Origin of the sequence: Aeromonas sp. R10-1, assembly GCF_040908465.1 — a bacterium.
Classification (GTDB): Bacteria; Pseudomonadota; Gammaproteobacteria; order Enterobacterales; family Aeromonadaceae; genus Aeromonas; species Aeromonas caviae.
In genome coordinates, this window is the sequence record NZ_JBFODT010000039.1 from 53,465 (window position 1) to 71,410 (window position 17,946).

At 62.2% G+C, this 17,946-nt stretch carries 15 protein-coding genes and 4 tRNA genes; 14 read left to right on the plus strand and 5 right to left on the minus strand.

Annotated features, from left to right (window positions below; genetic code table 11):
- Positions 1-225 precede the first annotated feature (225 nt).
- Together acnB and AB5Y93_RS19755 are read left to right on the plus strand one after the other, a co-directional pair.
- Complete coding sequence (gene acnB, locus AB5Y93_RS19750) at positions 226-2,823, plus strand: bifunctional aconitate hydratase 2/2-methylisocitrate dehydratase (RefSeq protein WP_223953948.1); 2,598 nt, start codon at positions 226-228, stop codon at positions 2,821-2,823.
- 231 nt (positions 2,824-3,054) lie between these two features.
- The gene (locus AB5Y93_RS19755) at positions 3,055-4,626 is read left to right on the plus strand and encodes an EAL domain-containing protein (protein ID WP_368230236.1); all 1,572 of its coding nucleotides are present in this window, start codon (positions 3,055-3,057) and stop codon (positions 4,624-4,626) included.
- Here the strand turns inward: AB5Y93_RS19755 and AB5Y93_RS19760 are convergent.
- On the minus strand, positions 4,623-5,540 hold the full coding sequence (locus tag AB5Y93_RS19760) for a LysR family transcriptional regulator (RefSeq protein WP_048208547.1): 918 nt from the start codon (positions 5,538-5,540) through the stop codon (positions 4,623-4,625). The genes AB5Y93_RS19755 and AB5Y93_RS19760 overlap by 4 nt on opposite strands.
- Before the next feature lie 77 nt (positions 5,541-5,617).
- Between AB5Y93_RS19760 and AB5Y93_RS19765 the strand changes: the two genes are divergently transcribed.
- From AB5Y93_RS19765 to mdtD, 4 genes are all read left to right on the plus strand, one after another.
- Positions 5,618-6,235: a LysE family transporter gene (locus AB5Y93_RS19765; protein WP_010675804.1), complete on the plus strand. Its 618-nt coding sequence runs from the start codon at positions 5,618-5,620 to the stop codon at positions 6,233-6,235.
- A gap of 116 nt (positions 6,236-6,351) precedes the next feature.
- Complete coding sequence (locus AB5Y93_RS19770; RefSeq protein WP_183148977.1) at positions 6,352-7,758, plus strand: D-arabinono-1,4-lactone oxidase; 1,407 nt, start codon at positions 6,352-6,354, stop codon at positions 7,756-7,758.
- Between the two features lie 71 nt (positions 7,759-7,829).
- Entirely contained in the window at positions 7,830-8,957 is a 1,128-nt protein-coding gene (locus AB5Y93_RS19775; protein WP_368230238.1) for a GTP-binding protein, read from the plus strand.
- A 22-nt stretch (positions 8,958-8,979) separates the two neighbouring features.
- On the plus strand, positions 8,980-10,407 hold the full coding sequence (gene mdtD, locus AB5Y93_RS19780; RefSeq protein ID WP_368230240.1) for a multidrug transporter subunit MdtD: 1,428 nt from the start codon (positions 8,980-8,982) through the stop codon (positions 10,405-10,407).
- 9 nt (positions 10,408-10,416) lie between these two features.
- On the opposite strand, the gene AB5Y93_RS19785 is transcribed toward mdtD, so the two are convergent.
- From AB5Y93_RS19785 to folB, 3 genes are all read right to left on the minus strand, one after another.
- A complete protein-coding gene (locus AB5Y93_RS19785) occupies positions 10,417-10,899 on the minus strand; it encodes a YbaK/EbsC family protein (protein ID WP_042864868.1) in 483 nt (160 codons plus the stop codon).
- A gap of 117 nt (positions 10,900-11,016) precedes the next feature.
- Positions 11,017-11,526: a 2-amino-4-hydroxy-6-hydroxymethyldihydropteridine diphosphokinase gene (folK, locus tag AB5Y93_RS19790; protein ID WP_042865424.1), complete on the minus strand. Its 510-nt coding sequence runs from the start codon at positions 11,524-11,526 to the stop codon at positions 11,017-11,019.
- Positions 11,526-11,897, minus strand: coding sequence for a dihydroneopterin aldolase (gene folB, locus AB5Y93_RS19795; RefSeq protein ID WP_010675798.1), 372 nt, complete (start codon positions 11,895-11,897; stop codon positions 11,526-11,528). The genes folK and folB overlap by 1 nt, the downstream gene beginning before the upstream one ends.
- 171 nt (positions 11,898-12,068) lie before the next feature.
- Here folB and plsY point away from each other — a divergent pair, with 171 nt between their 5' ends.
- The 7 genes from plsY to AB5Y93_RS19830 all read left to right on the plus strand — a co-directional run bounded on the left by plsY (position 12,069) and on the right by AB5Y93_RS19830 (position 15,607).
- Positions 12,069-12,731 carry a glycerol-3-phosphate 1-O-acyltransferase PlsY gene (plsY, locus tag AB5Y93_RS19800; RefSeq protein ID WP_029314836.1) on the plus strand — a complete coding sequence of 221 codons (663 nt, stop codon included), beginning with the start codon at positions 12,069-12,071 and terminating at the stop codon, positions 12,729-12,731.
- 47 nt (positions 12,732-12,778) lie between these two features.
- A tRNA-Phe gene (locus AB5Y93_RS19805) sits at positions 12,779-12,854 on the plus strand.
- A 52-nt stretch (positions 12,855-12,906) separates the two neighbouring features.
- Positions 12,907-12,982, plus strand: a tRNA-Thr gene (locus AB5Y93_RS19810).
- Between the two features lie 3 nt (positions 12,983-12,985).
- A tRNA-Phe gene (locus AB5Y93_RS19815) sits at positions 12,986-13,061 on the plus strand.
- An 8-nt stretch (positions 13,062-13,069) separates the two neighbouring features.
- Positions 13,070-13,145 (plus strand) — tRNA-Asn (locus AB5Y93_RS19820).
- 266 nt (positions 13,146-13,411) lie between these two features.
- A complete protein-coding gene (locus tag AB5Y93_RS19825) occupies positions 13,412-14,770 on the plus strand; it encodes a potassium channel family protein (RefSeq protein ID WP_368230242.1) in 1,359 nt (452 codons plus the stop codon).
- Positions 14,771-15,007: 237 nt separating this feature from the next.
- Positions 15,008-15,607, plus strand: a complete 600-nt coding sequence (locus AB5Y93_RS19830) for a Yip1 family protein (protein WP_069651966.1) — start codon at positions 15,008-15,010, stop codon at positions 15,605-15,607.
- A gap of 114 nt (positions 15,608-15,721) precedes the next feature.
- Here the strand turns inward: AB5Y93_RS19830 and AB5Y93_RS19835 are convergent, their stop codons facing one another.
- On the minus strand, positions 15,722-16,054 hold the full coding sequence (locus AB5Y93_RS19835) for a hypothetical protein (RefSeq protein ID WP_368230244.1): 333 nt from the start codon (positions 16,052-16,054) through the stop codon (positions 15,722-15,724).
- Between the two features lie 380 nt (positions 16,055-16,434).
- On the opposite strand from AB5Y93_RS19835, the gene AB5Y93_RS19840 reads away from it, so the two are divergent.
- Entirely contained in the window at positions 16,435-17,928 is a 1,494-nt protein-coding gene (locus AB5Y93_RS19840) for a histidine-type phosphatase (RefSeq protein WP_368230246.1), read from the plus strand.
- The last annotated feature ends 18 nt before the right edge of the window (positions 17,929-17,946 follow it).

The window sequence follows — 17,946 nt, forward strand, 5'->3', positions numbered from 1 at the left end:
GAAATGCTGCCTTTTTGTTAATTCACCTTGAGTGGGCGGCTTGTCACTCTAAAAAAACCTAATGGGTTTATATGGTTATGCTGGTTTGATGAATAACTGCACAGGGTTTGGATTTTAATTAGTCGTTAAAACTTATATAGTGGGGGGCACCCTACGGGTGTCCCGCAAGGACGATCGCCGCGAGCTTGGGCGAACCCCAAAAAAAAGACCAAAGAGGAATTAGTCGTGCTTGAAACATACCGTAAACACGTCGCAGAACGTGCCGCCGAAGGCGTGGTTGCCAAACCTCTGGACGCAGAGCAGGTCGCCGCCCTGGTTGAGCTGATCAAGAATCCGCCCGCCGGCGAACAGGACTTTCTGAAAGAACTGTTGTCCTCCCGCATTCCCCCGGGTGTTGATGAAGCGGCCTATGTGAAAGCCGGCTTCCTCACCGCCGTCGCCAAGGGCGAGGCCCATTCCCCCATCCTGACTGCCGCCGAAGCCGTCGAGCTGCTCGGTACCATGCAGGGTGGTTACAACATTCAGCCGCTGATCGACCTGCTGGACGATGCCACCCTGGCTCCTCTTGCCGCCAAGGGCCTCTCCCACACCCTGCTGATGTTCGACTCCTTCCACGATGTGGAAGAGAAGGCCAAGGCGGGCAATGCCCACGCCAAGCAGGTGCTGCAATCCTGGGCCGACGCCGAGTGGTTCCTGAACCGCCCGGCCCTGGCCGAGAAGATCACCGTCACCGTGTTCAAGGTGACCGGCGAAACCAACACCGACGATCTGTCGCCGGCGCCGGACGCCTGGTCCCGCCCGGACATTCCGCTGCACGCCCTGGCGATGCTGAAAAACGCCCGTCCCGGCATCACCCCGGACAAGGATGGCGTCATCGGCCCCATCAAGACCATCGATTCGCTGAAAGAGCAGGGCTTCCCGCTGGCTTACGTGGGTGACGTGGTCGGTACCGGCTCTTCCCGTAAATCCGCCACCAACTCGGTGCTCTGGTTCATGGGCGACGACATTCCGTTCGTGCCGAACAAGCGTGCCGGCGGCGTCTGCCTCGGCGGCAAGATTGCCCCCATCTTCTTCAACACCATGGAAGATGCCGGCGCCCTGCCCATCGAAGTGGACGTCTCCAAACTGGAGATGGGCGATGTCATCGACATCTTCCCCTATGAGGGCAAGATCACCCGCCACGGTACCGACGAGGTGCTGGCCCGGTTCGAACTGAAGACCGAGGTGCTGATCGACGAAGTGCGCGCCGGTGGCCGCATTCCGCTGATCATCGGCCGCGGTCTGACAGACAAGGCCCGCGAAGCGCTGGGTCTGCCGTTCTCCACCGTGTTCCGTCGTCCGCAGCCTGTCGCCGACACCGGCAAGGGCTTTACCCTGGCCCAGAAGATGGTGGGCAAGGCGTGTGGCGTGAAGGGCATTCGTCCCGGCACCTACTGCGAGCCCAAGATGACCACGGTCGGCTCCCAGGACACCACGGGCCCCATGACCCGCGACGAGCTCAAAGATCTCGCCTGCCTCGGTTTCTCCGCCGATCTGACCATGCAGTCCTTCTGCCACACCGCCGCTTATCCCAAGCCCATCGACGTACAGACTCACCACACCCTGCCGGACTTCATCATGAACCGAGGCGGTGTGAGCTTGCGTCCGGGTGACGGCGTCATCCACTCCTGGCTGAACCGCATGCTGCTGCCGGATACCGTGGGTACCGGTGGTGACTCCCACACCCGTTTCCCCATCGGGATTTCCTTCCCGGCGGGCTCCGGTCTGGTGGCCTTCGCCGCCGCCACCGGCGTGATGCCGCTGGACATGCCGGAATCCGTGCTGGTGCGCTTCAAGGGCGAGCTGCAACCGGGTATCACCCTGCGTGACCTGGTCCATGCCATCCCCTACGCCGCCATCCAGAAAGGGCTGCTGACCGTCGAGAAAGCGGGCAAGAAGAACATCTTCTCCGGCCGCATCCTCGAGATCGAAGGTCTGCCGACCCTGAAGGTGGAGCAGGCGTTCGAGCTGGCGGACGCCAGCGCCGAGCGTTCCGCCGCCGGTTGCACCATCAAGCTGGATAAAGAGCCGATCATCGAGTATCTGAAGTCCAACATCGTGATGCTGAAGTGGATGCTCTCCGAAGGCTACGGCGACGTGCGCACCATTACCCGCCGCATCAAGGGGATGGAAGAGTGGCTGGCCAACCCGGTACTGATGGAAGCGGACAAGGATGCCGAGTACGCCGAAATCATCGAGATCGATCTGGCCACCATCAAGGAGCCGATCCTCTGTGCACCGAACGATCCGGACGACGCCCGTCTGCTGAGCGACGTGGCGGGTGACAAGATCGACGAGGTGTTCATCGGTTCCTGCATGACCAACATCGGCCACTTCCGCGCCGCCGGCAAACTGCTCGAGAAGTACCAGGGCGAGCTGCCGACCCGCATGTGGATCGCCCCCCCCACCAAGATGGACAAGGATCAGCTGACCGAAGAGGGCTACTACGGCATCTTTGGTCGCGTCGGTGCCCGCATCGAAATCCCGGGCTGTTCCCTCTGCATGGGCAACCAGGCGCGGGTAGCGGAAGGGGCCTCTGTGGTCTCCACCTCCACCCGCAACTTCCCGAACCGTCTGGGCAAGGGGGCCAACGTCTATCTGGCCTCTGCGGAGCTGGCTGCGGTTGCCGCCATCATCGGCAAGATCCCGACCGTGGAAGAGTATCTGCAGTATGCCAAGGCGCTGGACGCCACTGCGGCCGACACCTACCGCTACCTGAACTTCAACGAGATCGCCTCCTACACCAAGAAGGCCGATGCGGTGATCCTGCAGCAAGCGGTCTGAGACTCGCCGGTCTGACCACTGAAAATAACAATGCCGCGTCTCGACGCGGCATTTTCCATTTCAGGGGGCTGCGCGATAATGACCCGCCATGCCCAGCAACGGCGTCGTCGATTTGCCTGGTACGCGCGTTGCGCTTTCGTTGTCTGGCCATGATGGCCCCACCGTTTCCTGGTGGGCACTTTTATACCGCGGTACCTGCGAAGCGGGCCCGCGCATTGCGGCGTGGTTGCTATGTTTCTGTTCCGGATTGATCTGGCCCGCATGAAGTGGCGCCTTGGTTGTGCCCTGCTGGTGTTGGCCCTGCCCCTGGTGGTGGGAGGGTGGATGGTGCACGACAGCTACGAGCAGGAGCTGAAAAACGATGCCAGTGCGTCAGCCAGCAAGGCCAGAACCTTGCTGGAGCGCATGCTGGATCAGGCCGAACGGGCCAACCTCGAGATATTGCCGCTGGCCGGTCGACCATGCAGCGACAACCTGTTGCTGCTGCGCAAGCGAGTGGCGCTGGAGCCTTTCCTGCGCTCCATCAATCTGGTGCGACAGGGGATCATCAACTGCACCTCGCTGTTCGGGCCTGCCAGGGAAGTGGATGACGGCTCCCGCTACACGGAGCGCAAGTTGCTGCTGATGAGCGGCAACCTGGTGCGCAAGAATCACCCCTTGCTGGTGGTGCGTCAGGAGCGGGGGCGTGATGCGGCACTGAGTGCCATTGACAGCAGCCAGCTCAGTTTCATGCTTACCCTGAGCAGCGATCCCAGTGAACTGTTCTTGCAGGTGGGGTCCGCCTGGCTCGATGAGTCCGGCCACTTCCAAAGCGATCCGCCGAAACTGCACAGCAAGTTTGCCCTGATACTCGCCTCCCAGCGTTACCCCTTCACCATCCACGCCGGTTATGCTATGCCGATCTACTGGCGTGCCCTGTGGGAGGCTCGCCATCTGCAACTGATCTGGCTGGGAGCCAGTTCGCTGGTGCTCTCACTGCTGGTGTGGTGGCTGCTTGGGCGGCCTGGGGCCCTGACGGACGAGCTGAGACGCGGGCTGCGAGCCAGGGAATTTGTCCCCTATCTGCAACCGCTGATCGCCAGCAAGGGCGGCAAGATGGTGGGAGCAGAGGTACTGATGCGCTGGCAACATGCCACCGAGGGGCTGATCCGCCCCGATCTCTTCATCCCCCAGGCGGAAGAGTCTGGCCTGATCGTGCCCATGACGGTCAACCTGATGAAGACGGTGGCCAAGACACTCCACCCGGTACAGGAGCAGTTGCCCGAGGCGTTTCACATCAGCTTCAACATCAGTGCCATCCACTGCCGGGACCTCTCCCTGGTGGCGGAGTGCCGCGACTTCCTCGGCCACTTCGTGCCGGGACGGGTGGTGCTGGTGCTGGAGCTCACGGAGCGGGAGCTGCTGGTGACCAGCCCGCAGACCCTCTCCCTGTTTCGCCAGCTCGACGAGATGGGGGTGCAGCTCGCCATCGATGACTTTGGCACCGGCCACTCCAGCCTCATCTATCTGCAGCAATTCCACGTGGACTATCTCAAGATCGACCGCTCCTTCATCGGCCGTATCGGGACGGAGTCCCTCTCCGAGCACATCGTGGACAACGTCATCGACCTTGGGGGACGGCTGGGGTTGTCCCTGGTGGCCGAAGGGGTAGAGACGGAGCAGCAGGCCGCCTATCTGAGAGGCAAGGGGGTCCAGTATCTGCAGGGATACCTGTTTGCCCGCCCCATGCCGATACGCCAGTTCTGCCGGGAGCTGACGGCGGGAGAGATACAGGTCGCCGCCGGGCGCACCGCCCAGGGCTAGGCCGCGCCCACCAGGCTGTGCAGCCAGTTCACCAGGATGTCGTGGGGGCTGCCGGGTTCGGGTGGCGCGGGGGCGAGCAGGTGATAGCCGGTGCCGTCGGGGACGAAGCCGAGCGGTGCCACCAGCAGACCGGCCTCGATATCGTCGCACACCTGGCGGTAGGGGCCGATGGCGACTCCCAGCCCGGCGACTGCCGCCTGCAGGCTGAAATAGAAGTGCTCGAAGGTCTGACCCGGCACCTCCTCGTCGGCGGACATGCCTGCGTGCTGCTGCCACTCCAACCAGGCGCCCGGACGGGTCTTGGTGTGCAGACGGGGGGCTGTTGGCCTGAGGGCCTGCACATCCCCCCTGGATTCAAAAAAGTGCGCCACCTTGCCCGGCGGGCAGACAGGGCCGGTCCGCTCCTCGAACAGCAACTGGTTGTAGAGCTCGGCAGGCCAGTGAAAGTCGTTGCGCCGGATGGCGAGATCGATGCCGCTGCCAAAGCTGAGGGCGCCGCCGCCCGCCATCAGGTGTACGTCCAGCTCCGGGTGCAGGGCCTGGAAGGCGGGCCAGCGCGGTATCAGCCAGCGCATCAGGAGGGTGGGTTCGCAGGAGAGCACCAGTGATTGAGGGCGGCTCTGCTGGCGCAGGGCCTGCGCCGTCTGGCGGATGCTGCCCAGCCCCTCTCTGACCGCCTGATAGAACCGTTCACCCGCGTCGGTCAGAAAGACCCGGCGCTGGCGCCGCTCGAACAGCATGACCCCCAGATCCTCCTCGAGCAGTCGTACCGCCCGGCTGATGGCGCCATGGGTGAGGTGCAGTTCGTCGGCGGCGCGGCCGAAATGCTCGGTGCGGGCAGCCACCTCGAAACAGCGCAGGGCGGTGAGGGAGGGAAGTGAGAGGGCTTTTTGTGAGTTTTTTTCACCATTCATGTCAGAAATCATCGTTCGTTATTGGTGTTATTGGCAAATAAAATAGCCGATATCCCCCTCTAATCAGGACTATTTTCATGACCGAACTGTTAGCCGTTGTCGCCATTACTCTCTTTGCCGTCATCAGCCCCGGGCCCGACTTTGCCATGGTGTCGCGCAACAGCCTGCTGCTCTCGCGCCGCACCGGCGTGCTGACGGCGATCGGCATCGCGGCCGGGGTCTGCGTGCACGTGGCCTACACCCTGCTGGGGGTGGGCCTGCTGATCCAGCAATCCCTCTGGCTGTTCAACCTCATCAAGCTGGCAGGGGCCGCCTATCTCATCTTCCTCGGCATCAAGATGCTGCGGGCCAAACCGGCTGCCGATGAAGAGAGCATCTGTCAGCCTGCCCTCTCCAGTCTGGGTGCGCTGCGCACCGGATTTCTGACCAATGTGCTCAATCCCAAGACCACCATCTTCATCGTCAGCCTCTTCATGCAGGTGGTGCAGCCGCAGACGCCGCTGGCGGTCCAGATCGGCTATGGCGCCTTCATCGCGCTGGCGCACGCCCTCTGGTTTGGTGCGGTGGCGCTCTTCTTCTCCACCCCTGCGGTGCGGGACCGACTGCTGGCGGTACGCCACTGGATCGATCGGGTGTTCGGGGGCCTGCTGGTGGGATTCGGCATGTTGCTGGCATTGACCCAGCAGACGCGCTGAGGCGGGGAGGGGGGGCTCCCCCTATCCACCCCCGACTGTAGGGTCTTGTTTTTCATGCCTTGGCAGCCACTTTTCGATAGAATTGGCGCTCATTTTGAAGTCAGATGAGGCGCGGTATGACGGTCAGGTTCCAGGCATTTCACAGCATCAAGGCGATTGGCAATCGGGAGGTGCTGTTCAACTGGTCCAGAACCAACCCCCTCGGCGCCCTTGATCAGGTGTGGCGCCCGACGACCCGTGACGAGCTGCAGCAACTGCTGCGGGAATACCCCGATCGCAAGCTGCGGCTCATCGGCTCCGGCCTCTCTTTCGAACCCATCCACAGTGTCTACGCCGAAGGCAGCCAGGCGCTGCTGGTGGACCTGCACCACCTGCGCGGCCAGCTGGACAAGACTGCCGATACGGTGACCTACCTGGCGGGGACGCCGCTTGATACCGTCTATGCCGACCTCATCGCCATGGATCGCATGCTGCCGGCGTCCCCCGGCGTCATCGGCATCCAGACCCTGGGCGGTGCGCTCAGCACCGGCACCCATGGGCAGGGACTGCACCAGTCCGCCCTGTGCGATGCGGTGGCTGCCCTGACCGTGATGCTGGCGAGCGGCGACATCATCAGGGTGGATCGCACCGATCCGCGCTTCGGCGCCTTCGTGATGGGCATGGGGATGCTCGGCATCCTGCTGGATGTGACCCTCAACACCGTGCCCAACCGCATCATGCGCTGCACCAAGTTCACCACCGACTACCCTTTCCTGCTGGAACACAACGAGCGCCTCAACCGGGAGCACGCCTTCGTGAAGAGCTGGTGGTTCGCCTGGACCGGCGAGAGCCACATCTGGCTGGTGGATCCCGCCTCCGATGACGAGGTGGCCCGCTACCGGGCCGGGGGCAGCGAGCCGCTGGTGCTGGAGGGAGACATGGACGAGCGCATGAACCTGGCGCTCAATGCCACCATAGACGCGACCCTGCAGAAGATGGCCAGAGACACCAAGGACGAGGCCAGGGCAGGCGAGCACTTCGAGACGGTACGCCGCTTCAAGGACGCCTCGGATCTGGTGGGCAACGTCTACCAGATCCTCTGCAAGGGGATCCCTGCTCCCCAGATCAACTGCGAGGTGGCCGTGCCCCTCGAACGCATGGGGGAGGCCCTTGCAATCCTGCAGGCATGGCAGGAGGCGAACCCCGGCGTGCTGCACTACCCCTTCATCCTGCGCTGCACCGGTCCCTCCGTGGCCTGGCTCAGTGCCGCCCATGACAAGTCGGTGTGCTGGATAGGTTTTCTGGTCTATCTGGCGGCGGACGGGACCTTTGTCGGGGGCTCCATGGAGCAGATGCGCGAGTTGCAGCAACTGCTGGTGCCGCTCGGCGGCATTCCCCATTTCGGCAAGCACCTGGCGATGGACCTCTACGACTTCCCTGCCTTGTTGCCGCGCTGGCACGACTTCCTGGCCCTGAAGCGGGAGCTTGACCCCCATGGCCGTTTCGAAAACCGCTGGCTCGGCGACCTGTTCGCCAACCGGTAAGGATCTGACATGACCGATATGCAAGACACTCGCTTACTCATCCTCCTGCCGATCAGAGGGGGGGCAACCCGATGACAGACATGCAAGACACCCGCATCCCCGTGACCCTGCTGACCGGTTTTCTCGGCAGCGGCAAGACCACCTTGCTCAACCACTGGGTCAAGCAGCCCGAGCTCGGGGAGTGCGCCGTGCTCATCAACGAGTTCGGCTCCGTGGGGCTGGATCACCATCTGGTACAGCAGGTGGACGAGCAGGTGGTGCTGCTCGATTCCGGCTGCATCTGCTGCTCGGTGCAGGGCTCCCTGGTGGAGGCGCTGCAGGGGCTTTTCATGAAGGCCATCCAGCGCAAAATCAAACCCTTCAAACGGCTGATCATCGAAACCACTGGTCTGGCCGATCCGGCCCCCGTGCTGTTCACGTTGAGGGAAGAGGGCTTTATCGCCCAGCGCTACCGCTTCGACGGCACCGTCACCGTGGTGGATGTCGGTCATATCGAGCAGCAGCTGGCCGCTCAATATGAGGCAGTCAAACAGGTGGCGCTGGCGGATCTGCTGGTGGTGAGCAAGGGCGATCTGGTGGATGAAGAGACCCTTGCTCGGGTGGAAGCCCAACTGGCGGCCCTCAATCCGGCAGCTCCCATCCAGCGCGTCAGCAATGGGGTGCTCTCACCCGCAGTGCTGGAGAAGCTCGGCGCCTACAACGAGGCGGCGGGGCGCGACGTGCGCCAGTTGCTGGCCTGGCTGCGTACCGAATCCCCGAAACAGGGGCTGGCTTCGCCCATGCAGCCGAAGATGACGCCGTTTGCCGCCAAGGTGGGGACGGCCGCGCCCACCCGCTTCGAGCACGGCAATATCGAAAGTTTCTCCCTGCGCATCGGCGAGCCGCTCAAGCCCTCCCGCCTGCTGGCCGCCATCGATGCGGTGCAGGCGCAATACGGTGATGCCCTGCTGCGTCTCAAGGGGATATTGCAACTGGAGGGGGAGAGCCAGCCCGTGGTGATCCACGGCGTGCACGGCCAGCTCTATCCGTTGCAGGCGCTGGGGGAGTGGCCCGAAGGCAAGGCCCAGTCCCGGCTGGTGTTCATCGTGAAGAGCCAGGACAGGGTAGGCATAGAGCAGTTGTTCCTCTCGACCCTCAAGGCCCCCGAACCCAGCCTGGAAGAGCACCTCAAGGCCATGCTCGGCCAGCCGGATGCCTGATATGCTGATATGACCCGCTCTCGTGCGGGTCTTTTCTTATGTGATGAGGAGAGACAGAACCATGCCTGACAGCTCCCCGATGGTGACGCCCGCCCAGCGCAAATGGCTGCCCTGGCTGACGGCGGTCGGTTTTTTCATGCAGACCCTGGATGGCACCATCCTCAACACCGCCCTGCCCAGCATGGCCGAGGCCCTGGGCGAGAGTCCGCTGCAGATGCAGTCCGTCATCATCGCCTACATGCTGACGGTGGCCCTGCTCATTCCCGCCTCCGGCTGGCTGGCGGACAGATTCGGCACCCGCCGGGTCTATCTGGTCGCCATCCTGCTGTTTACCCTGGGTTCCCTGGCCTGTGCCATCGCCAACACCCTGCCCATGCTGGTGATCGCCCGGGTGTTGCAAGGGGTCGGGGGGGCCTTGCTGATGCCCATCGGGCGTCTGGCGGTGCTGCGGGTCTACAGCAAGCATGAGCTGCTGAGGGTGATGTCGTTCGTCACCATCCCCGGTCTGCTCGGCCCCCTCATCGGCCCGGCCCTGGGGGGCTGGCTGGTGGAGGTGGCGAGCTGGCACTGGGTCTTCCTCATCAACCTGCCGGTGGGCCTGCTCGGCTTCGTGGCGAGCTGGCACTTCATGCCCGACCTTCGCCAGCACACCGCCAGGTTTGACTGGCAGGGGTTTGTGCTGTTCAGTGTCGGCATGGTGCTGGTATCCGTCGGTCTGCAAGGCCTGGGGGAGCACAGCATCTCAACCGGCTGGGCCCTGTTTGCGGTATTGTTCGGTCTGGCCGCCATGGCGAGCTACTGGCTCTATGCCGCCACGGCGGAGCAGCCCCTGTTCAGTCTGGCGCTGTTCAAGACGTCCACCTTCGCCATCGGTATCTGGGGCAATCTGTTTGCCCGCCTCGGCAGCGGCGCCATGCCGTTTCTCACCCCGCTCTTCCTGCAACTGGGGCTCGGCTTCTCCCCGAGCAAGGCGGGGATGACCATGATCCCCACGGTGATCGGCGCCATGCTGACCAAGACGCTGGTGAACAAGCTCATTCCGCGCATCGGTTATCGCCGCATCCTGATCGGCAACACCCTGGCGCTCGGGGCCATGATCGCGAGCTTCTATTTCATCGACAACCAGGTGCCCCACGGCGTACTGCTGGCGTGGCTGGCGGTCTTTGGCGCCATCAACTCCCTGCAATTTTCCGCCATGAACACCCTGACCCTGCAGGATCTCAGCAGCGAGCACGCCAGCAGCGGCAACGGTCTGCTGTCGGTGGTGATGCAGCTCTCCATGAGCCTGGGGGTGGCCATCGCCGCCAGCCTGCTGGGACTCTTCTCCATCGGCCAGCCCGAGGAGAGTGGCCGCTGGCTGGAGGGGTTCCACCTCACCTATCTGTGCATCGGCCTGATGTCCATGCTGGCGGCGCTGATCTTCGCCCAGCTGGCGCGGGAAAAGCGCTGAGTCCCAGGCTCAGGGGGCGGGCAGGTAGCTCACGTCGCAGGGTAATCGGGCCAGCAGTCCGGCCAGGTGGGTGGTCTCCAGCAGGAAAGTCTGCTCGGGGTGGCCCGGCGTCCAGGTAAAGGCGTGGTGATTCATGAGCACGGGATCCACCAGCAGGGGGATGTCGGCGCGGGGCAGGAAGGGGCAGACGGCTCCCGGCAGGCAGCCAATCTCGGTCTGCATCTCGTCAGCGGTGCAGATGGAGGGTTTGGCACCGAGCGCCGCCTTGACCGCCTTGCTGTCGAGCCGGCCGTCCCTGTGGGTCAGCAGCAGGGCGAAGCGACCATCCTTGAATTTGAGGAAAAGGGTCTTGCTGAACTCGGCCTGCCAGCCGAGGCGAGCCTTGACCCGCTCGTCGGTGGCGTAATCGAGGATGGGTTCGTGCTCGAAGCGCTGGTGGGGCAGGTCGGTGAGCAACTGACGGTTGAAGTCGTGAATGGCATCGAGTGGCATGGGGTTCTCCTGTGATGGCGGTCATCCTGCCACTTGCACCGGCGCAGGCCCAATCACCGTTTCTTATCCATCATCAGCGGAGTCATCAACACGGGCACCCGAGGGTGCCCTTGTTGTTCAGTGATGCTGCAATTCGCCCGCTTTCCAGTGGAAGGGAATGGGGTCAAGGCGCTGGGAGGCTTTGTCGTAACCTGCCCACAGCTCACCGATGGTGCGACCATCAATGGGGTGGCGGAATGTGGGAGCCAGCTCCGCCAGCGGCCAGAGCACGAAGGCGTTGGTGAGGATCTCGCCGCGCGGCAGCACCAGCGGCGTCTCGCAGACCAGCTCGCCGTAGAGCAGCAGATCGAGATCCAGGGTGCGCGGGGCGAACTTCTTGGCATCCGGCTCGCGGCCGTGAGCGAACTCCATGGCGCGCAGCCGCTGGCACAGGGTCGCCAGGGGCAGCTCGGTATCGGCACCCACCACCAGGTTGTAGAAGGGGCGGCCGTTGAAGCCCACTGCCTCGCTCTCGAATACCCGGGAGACCTGCAACTCGCCGAATTCGGCGTGCAGGGCATCGAGGCCGGCGCGGATATGGCGTTCCCGATCGATGTTGGATCCCAGACTGATATAGATGCGGGTCATCAGTTGGCGCTCGCAGCCGGCGTGCGATGGCGCAGGATCTCGACCCCGACGCCTGCCGCATTGGGCACGGCACCCGGTTTGGTCAGGGTCACCTTGACCCACTGTACCCGCTCGTCTTCCAGCACCAGGGCGGCGACCTGCTCGGCCATGGTCTCGACCAGCTCCACTATCTTGCCCTGGGCGTGATCACAGATCTTGCGAGAGAGGGTGGCGTAATCCAGCGCCAGATTGATATCGTCGGTTGCGGCGGCTGGGCGGTTGTCAAACCCCATCTCGAGGTCGAAACAGAGCTTCTGGCGAATGCCCTTCTCCCACTCATATACCCCTATGGTGGTCAAAACCTCGAGTCCGCGAATAAACACCTTGTCCATGACAGTACTTCTTCTTTACTCTTGATGGGCTGTGAAAACAGCGCAGGGATGCAGGCCCGGCAAGCAGATTGCCGCTGGCGGCCGGTTTGGGCGACACGCTTTCGGGCAAGCCCGGGCCTGGGAATGTGGCCCGCATCATACCCCATTCATATCGTGGTAAAAACGACCAAGATGACGGCCCTGACGATTTTGATGATTATTCTGGCCTATCTGGGCGGCTCGCTGTCCAGTGCCGTGCTGGTTTCCCGCATCACGGGTCTGCCGGATCCCCGTGACCATGGTTCCCACAACCCGGGGGCGACCAATGTGTTGCGCCTCGGCGGCCGGATGGCGGCGCTGATCGTACTGCTTCTCGACGTGCTCAAGGGGATGGCCCCCGTCTACCTCGCCTGGTATCTGCAGATCAAGCCCGTCTACCTCGGCTTTATCGGGGTGGCCGCCTGTCTGGGCCACATGTACCCCCTCTTCTTCCACTTCCGTGGCGGCAAGGGCGTCGCCACCGCCCTCGGTACCATGCTGCCCATCGGCTTTGCCATGGGGGGCGCCGTCATCACCACCTGGCTGCTGGTGCTGCTGGTGAGCGGCTATTCGTCACTGGCGTCCATCGTGACCGTGTTGCTGACTCCGCTCTTTACCTATCTGCTCAAACCGGAATACACGTTGCCGGTCTCCCTGCTCTCCTGTCTCATCCTGATCCGTCATCACGAGAACATTACCCGCCTGCTCAAGGGGGAGGAGTCCCGCCTCTGGGGGCGCCGAGGAGCGGTCCCGCCAGCAGAAGTGATGAAAATGGATGATGCTGCGCAAAAAAGAGACGAACGAGACGAAAAGTGAAATTTCCCGTTGACCACCTGCCCTAAAATCCGTTTAATAGCGCCCACGCCCAGATAGCTCAGTCGGTAGAGCAGGGGATTGAAAATCCCCGTGTCGGCGGTTCGATTCCGTCTCTGGGCACCATATTTTGGTGCCATGAAATAAAAACGTGTTCATGCACAATGGTTTGAAGTGTGCCGGCTTAGCTCAGTAGGTAGAGCAACTGACTTGTAATCAGTAGGTCACCAGTTCGATTCCGGTAGCCGGCACCATTTGCCCAGATAGCTCAGTCGGTAGAGCAGGGGATTGAAAATCCCCGTGTCGGCGGTTCGATTCCGTCTCTGGGCACCACGAATAATTCCTCCTTAGCTCAGTCGGTAGAGCGACGGACTGTTAATCCGCAGGTCGCTGGTTCGAGCCCAGCAGGAGGAGCCAAATAAAAAGCCCAGCAGCAATGCTGGGCTTTTTCTTTTCCCGTTTTTCCATGTCCCGCTTCCCGCTGTTCGAAAAGCGTCCTGTCCGGTGACAAAGCTGTCGCAGCGCTCCTCTTGAATCTTTCCTCCCAGTGACTTGGCCCGTCTGCCGAGTATGATGGCGTGGTGAGTCCCTATGCTGCGCCCGCCGGATCACCCTGTCGTGATCGGCGCCTGCCGTCACCCCGGCCCGGCAAAACGGGATCGGTTTCTTGAGTGAGGTCATGCATGAATGCAACAGAGCTTTGGCAGCTTTCCCCCGAGCAATTCAACGAGTGGCGGCGTGAGAACGATTATCCCCGTATCTGGGCGCTGCTGGTGGCGTCGCTGCCCCATTTCGACGACTGGATGGCGGAGCAGAAGATAGAAAAAAGCGTGATCTTCCAGATCGGCATCGCCCGCTTCATCAGCTCCCGCTTCATCAGCTCCCGCTGCGTGCTGAGCCTTTGTGTCTACATGAGCGACGACAAGGTCCGCTTGTATGAGAGCGCCTCGAGTGCACTGGAATCCCTGCGCAAGAGCGGCCTCATCCGCTCGGAGACCCGTTTCGAGCCTTACAGCATGTGGCTGGCGGGAAAACATGGCAATGACGAGGTGAAACGGGTGCAAAGCCTGCTTTCGGTCTCGGAGAACAACAAGGGGGAGGCCCAGGTGCTGGGCAAGCATCGTCTGCTCAACATCGGCGGTGTTACCCTCAAAAGCCCCATCATCTCCGGCCGGTTGCTCGATTTTACCTGTCTCGACGAGCTCTCTCTCGATGGGGCCGTCAACAACTCCAAGGTTTATCTGTGGCACTGCTCGGCCAAGGGGGTCAGGGTCAATGGCGGGGTGATCGGGCTCGATCTGTTCGACTCCCTGCTGTGGGACCACAGGGCCTGGGCCAAGAAGCGGGAGCTGGCGCTGGAGGACGGGGTCTTTCAGGACTTCACCATAGAGTGCGAGGAGATCCGCTTCCACTCCTCCCGGGCGGTGCTGAAAAACTTCAGCGTCAGCGCCAAGAACTTCGATGCCACCATGGAGCACACCAACCTGGACAAGGTGGAGGTGGTCTACAACGACAATGGGCGGATCGACCACAACGAGGCGAGCAAACTCTATCGCAATGCCAAGCGTCTCTTCTCCAGCGTGGGTGACACCGTCGACGCCGGCGAGTGCTACTACAAGGAGAAGCTGCACGAGATGAAGTCCCTGGCGAGCCCGCGGGAGCTGTTCCGGGAGCGCTGGTTGCGCAGCGGTCCGATGACGAAGTGCTGGCTCTCCCTGTTGTGCTATCTCAAGTGCGCGGGCAAGTTCATCAGCTTCATCACCTGGGGGTTTGGGGAGCGTCCCATCAGAAGCCTGCTGATGTCGATGGGGGTGATCCTGCTGGCGACCCTGACCTATTTCCTGGCACCGGAGTCTGCAACCCACGGCCATCTGGGGCGCTCCCTCTATTTCAGCATCGTCACCTTCGTGACCCTGGGTTATGGGGACATCTCCCAGACCTCCTCGCCGCTGCAACTGCTGTCGGCCATCGAAGCCTTCTGCGGCATGTTCCTGACCGGTCTCTTCCTCGCGGGTTTTGCCTCGAAAACCAAGCAGTATTGACGGGAGCGCCGACGGCGGGTGCCATCAGTGCCCGCCTCCGGTGCCCTCCTGCTGTCTTCCCATCCCTCCCGGCTGTCCCGGCGACCTTGCTTGACGCAGCGGCGGTGGAGCGACTTTATTTAAAGTCATCGCATGCCATGACAAGCGATGGCGCCACCAGCGCCCGGACATGACGCAATCAGAGGAGAAAGCCCGGTATCGATCCGCCAACCACCCATGTAGAGAAGGAATAACGCTATGATATTGAATCACTTATGGGGATTGTATGCCCATCCCCACACCGAATGGCATACCATAGACGAGCGGCACGACAGCTTCAGAAACAGTCTGACCCACATCCTGCTCGTGGCCCTTATCCCTCCCATCTGCGCCTACTATTCCGCCGTTCACATCGGCTGGAGCATCGGGGTCGGCGATCCCATCACCCTGACCGCCAACAGTGCATTCAAGCTGTCGGTCGCCATGTACGTGACCCTCATCATCGGCGTGCTGGCACTCTCCTATCTGGTGCACTGGATGGGGCATACCTTCGGCTCGGATCCCAGCTACACGACCTCGCTGGAGCTGGCGGCCTACACCTCCACGCCACTCTTCATGGTGGGCCTCTCCGCTTTCTTCCCGCATCTCTGGTTCGTGATGCTCATCGGTTTGGTCGGGCTGACCTATTCCGTCTACCTGCTCTATATCGGCGTGCCCATCCTGATGCACATCACCAAGGAGCAGGGATTCATCTACGCCAGCTCAGTGGTGACGGTCGGCCTGGTGTTGCTGGTCTGCGTGCTGGCTGCCACGGCCATCCTGTGGGGATCCGGCTTCGGTCCCGTCTTCACCCAGTAGCCGTGCGTGCCGACGGCAACGACGACAAGGGCGCCTTGATGGCGCCCTTGTCGTTGATCTCTCGCCTGGTCGGCGTGTCTTTGCCAGACCCGGGAGGGAAGTCGTCTGCGTTGATCAGCGGGGATTGCCGCTGCCGATGCCGAACGGGATGCGATAATCGCTGCTCTGATCGCCGAGGCTGACGGTCAGGTTGCCCTGGGCGCGGCTCGGGATCTGTACCTGTTGGGTACCCATCAGGTTGGCGTGGACGGAGGCTACCAGATCACCGGATTCATCGCGCACCTCCAGCATGGGGTTGGCTTTGCCGGCCATGGCGGCGCTGGCATGCCAGTTCACGAACAGCACACCCGGGGTGGCGTTGAAGTCGGCGGGGACGGAAGCCTGGGCAACACCGGCACTCATCAGGCCTGCAGCGGCCAGCATCTTGATCACGTTTTTCATGTTCATTCACTCTCTTGGTTTTTATGTCATTGGCAAGGCCTGACAGGCCTGCATCAATGCATCCTTGCAAGAGGTCATTCAAATGGTGTGTTGTTTTGTCACGGATGTTTGTCACCCATGTGTATGGGGGACTGCCATGAACGACCAGTTGTTTTGCGGCTTGGCGCTCCTGCCTAAGCGATGTGTGAATATTAAGCGCCTCACCTGGTCATTGTTAGCGAGATAAACTGGCCTACACGTTCAAAAAATATGAATGATGATTTGTGGGGGGCATAGACGGGTTGGGGGGGGGCACCTTTCAGGAGAGAGGTGCATGTCCCAGACCTGACACCGGATTGTCACATCCGGTGCGTACTGTGCGGCTTCATTTTCACACTTGTTCAAGGATGACTATGTTTCGCGTTTCCTCCCTTGCCGCCTGCGTGGCGGCCACCCTGCTGAGCGGCTGCAATTCGGGCAATGACTCCTCCTCGCCCGCCGTCGGCGACTATCAATACAGCACCAAGGCGGTCTATGCCGCCCGTCAGGCAAAGAACAGCTATGAGGTTGCCCCTGAAGGCTTTAGTCCCGTCTTCACCGAGCTGGTCGCACGCCACGGCTCCCGCTCGTTGTCCAGCCCCAAATACGATGTGCTGACCAAGCTGGTGTGGGAGGAGGCCGCGAGACAGGGGGCCTTGACCGAGCTGGGCCAACGGCTCGGCGCAAAGGTGGACGCCGTCACGGCCGCCAACCAGACCCTCGGCTATGGCCTGCTGAGTGCGCTCGGTAAGGAGGAGCACGCCAACCTGGCGACCCGGCTCGCCGAACGGCTGCCCACCCTGCTGACCACTGAATCGACTCCCCTCTGCCTCAAGGTCGAGACATCGGGCAAGGATCGCGCCAACGAAAGCGCCTACTTCTTCATGCAGAGCCTGGCCAAACGGGTCTCTCTGGTGACGGACAGCCCCGACTGTTACGTCAGCCAGGAGAACCCTTCCGAGATCGACAAGGGGCTGCGCAACAAGTTCGAGCTCTACTTCCACAAGACCGAGCCGCAGGGGGAGTACACCCGGTATCTGCCCACCTTCCAGGCCTATCAGGCCTTTGTCGGGGACGAAGACAACGGGGTGGCTCCCGCTCCCGAGCTGACCGAGGCCCTCGATGCGCTCAAGGCCCTGCCCAGGACCCGGGTGATGGCCCGCGAGATGCTCGAGCGTCTCTACAGCAAGGCCTTCGTCGACGAGCTGGCCGCCGGGGTGGATTACGTGGCGGTGAATCCGGAAGACGGCGGCAAGACCCATGTGCGCGACGAGGTGGACGCCGCCCTCATGCTCTACAACCTCTTCATCATCGGCCCGGGGATGATCCGGGAGGCGCAGGCACAAGGCGGGTCCTGGGATCTCGAGCAGTTCATCACTCCAGAGGAGTCTGCCTGGTTCTCCTACCTTTCCGATGCCGAGGACTTCTACGAGAAGGGGCCGAGTCTTGCCAGCCAGAGCGCCACCTACGCCGTGGCCCAGCCCCTGCTTGACGGCCTCTTCAACGAGGTACAGACCCAGGTGGTGGAAGAGGCGGGCGAGCATGTCGCCAAGCTGCGCTTTGCCCATGCGGAGACCCTGATCCCGCTGGCGGCCCTGATGAAGCTGGAAGGGAGTCGCCAGAGCGCCCAGCCCGGCGTGCTGATGAGCCAGGAAAACAACGAATGGCGTGGCGGCTGGGTCTCTCCCTATGCGGCCAACATCCAGTGGGATGTCTACCGCAACGAGGCCGGCCGGGTGCTGGTGAAGATGCTTTACAACGAGAAGGAGCTCGCCTTCAAGGCAGGTTGCGCCCCCATTGCTGTGGGCAGCTTCTTTTATGACTTCGGCGAGCTCAAACGCTGTTACGACTACTCGTCCTGACGCGCTCGTACCATCCCC

What these genes read in the sequence shown, in the direction of transcription:
- AB5Y93_RS19755 (WP_368230236.1), top strand. Translation starts at nt 3,055, where the DNA reads ATGTTTCTGTTCCGGATTGATCTGGCCCGCATGAAGTGGCGCCTTGGT.
- plsY (WP_029314836.1), top strand. Translation starts at nt 12,069, where the DNA reads ATGACGGCCCTGACGATTTTGATGATTATTCTGGCCTATCTGGGCGGC.
- AB5Y93_RS19835 (WP_368230244.1), bottom strand. Translation starts at nt 16,054, where the DNA reads ATGAACATGAAAAACGTGATCAAGATGCTGGCCGCTGCAGGCCTGATG.
- AB5Y93_RS19765 (WP_010675804.1), top strand. Translation starts at nt 5,618, where the DNA reads ATGACCGAACTGTTAGCCGTTGTCGCCATTACTCTCTTTGCCGTCATC.
- AB5Y93_RS19825 (WP_368230242.1), top strand. Translation starts at nt 13,412, where the DNA reads ATGAATGCAACAGAGCTTTGGCAGCTTTCCCCCGAGCAATTCAACGAG.
- AB5Y93_RS19770 (WP_183148977.1), top strand. Translation starts at nt 6,352, where the DNA reads ATGACGGTCAGGTTCCAGGCATTTCACAGCATCAAGGCGATTGGCAAT.
- folB (WP_010675798.1), bottom strand. Translation starts at nt 11,897, where the DNA reads ATGGACAAGGTGTTTATTCGCGGACTCGAGGTTTTGACCACCATAGGG.
- AB5Y93_RS19840 (WP_368230246.1), top strand. Translation starts at nt 16,435, where the DNA reads ATGACTATGTTTCGCGTTTCCTCCCTTGCCGCCTGCGTGGCGGCCACC.
- folK (WP_042865424.1), bottom strand. Translation starts at nt 11,526, where the DNA reads ATGACCCGCATCTATATCAGTCTGGGATCCAACATCGATCGGGAACGC.
- AB5Y93_RS19830 (WP_069651966.1), top strand. Translation starts at nt 15,008, where the DNA reads ATGATATTGAATCACTTATGGGGATTGTATGCCCATCCCCACACCGAA.
- AB5Y93_RS19760 (WP_048208547.1), bottom strand. Translation starts at nt 5,540, where the DNA reads ATGAATGGTGAAAAAAACTCACAAAAAGCCCTCTCACTTCCCTCCCTC.
- AB5Y93_RS19785 (WP_042864868.1), bottom strand. Translation starts at nt 10,899, where the DNA reads ATGCCACTCGATGCCATTCACGACTTCAACCGTCAGTTGCTCACCGAC.
- AB5Y93_RS19775 (WP_368230238.1), top strand. Translation starts at nt 7,830, where the DNA reads ATGACAGACATGCAAGACACCCGCATCCCCGTGACCCTGCTGACCGGT.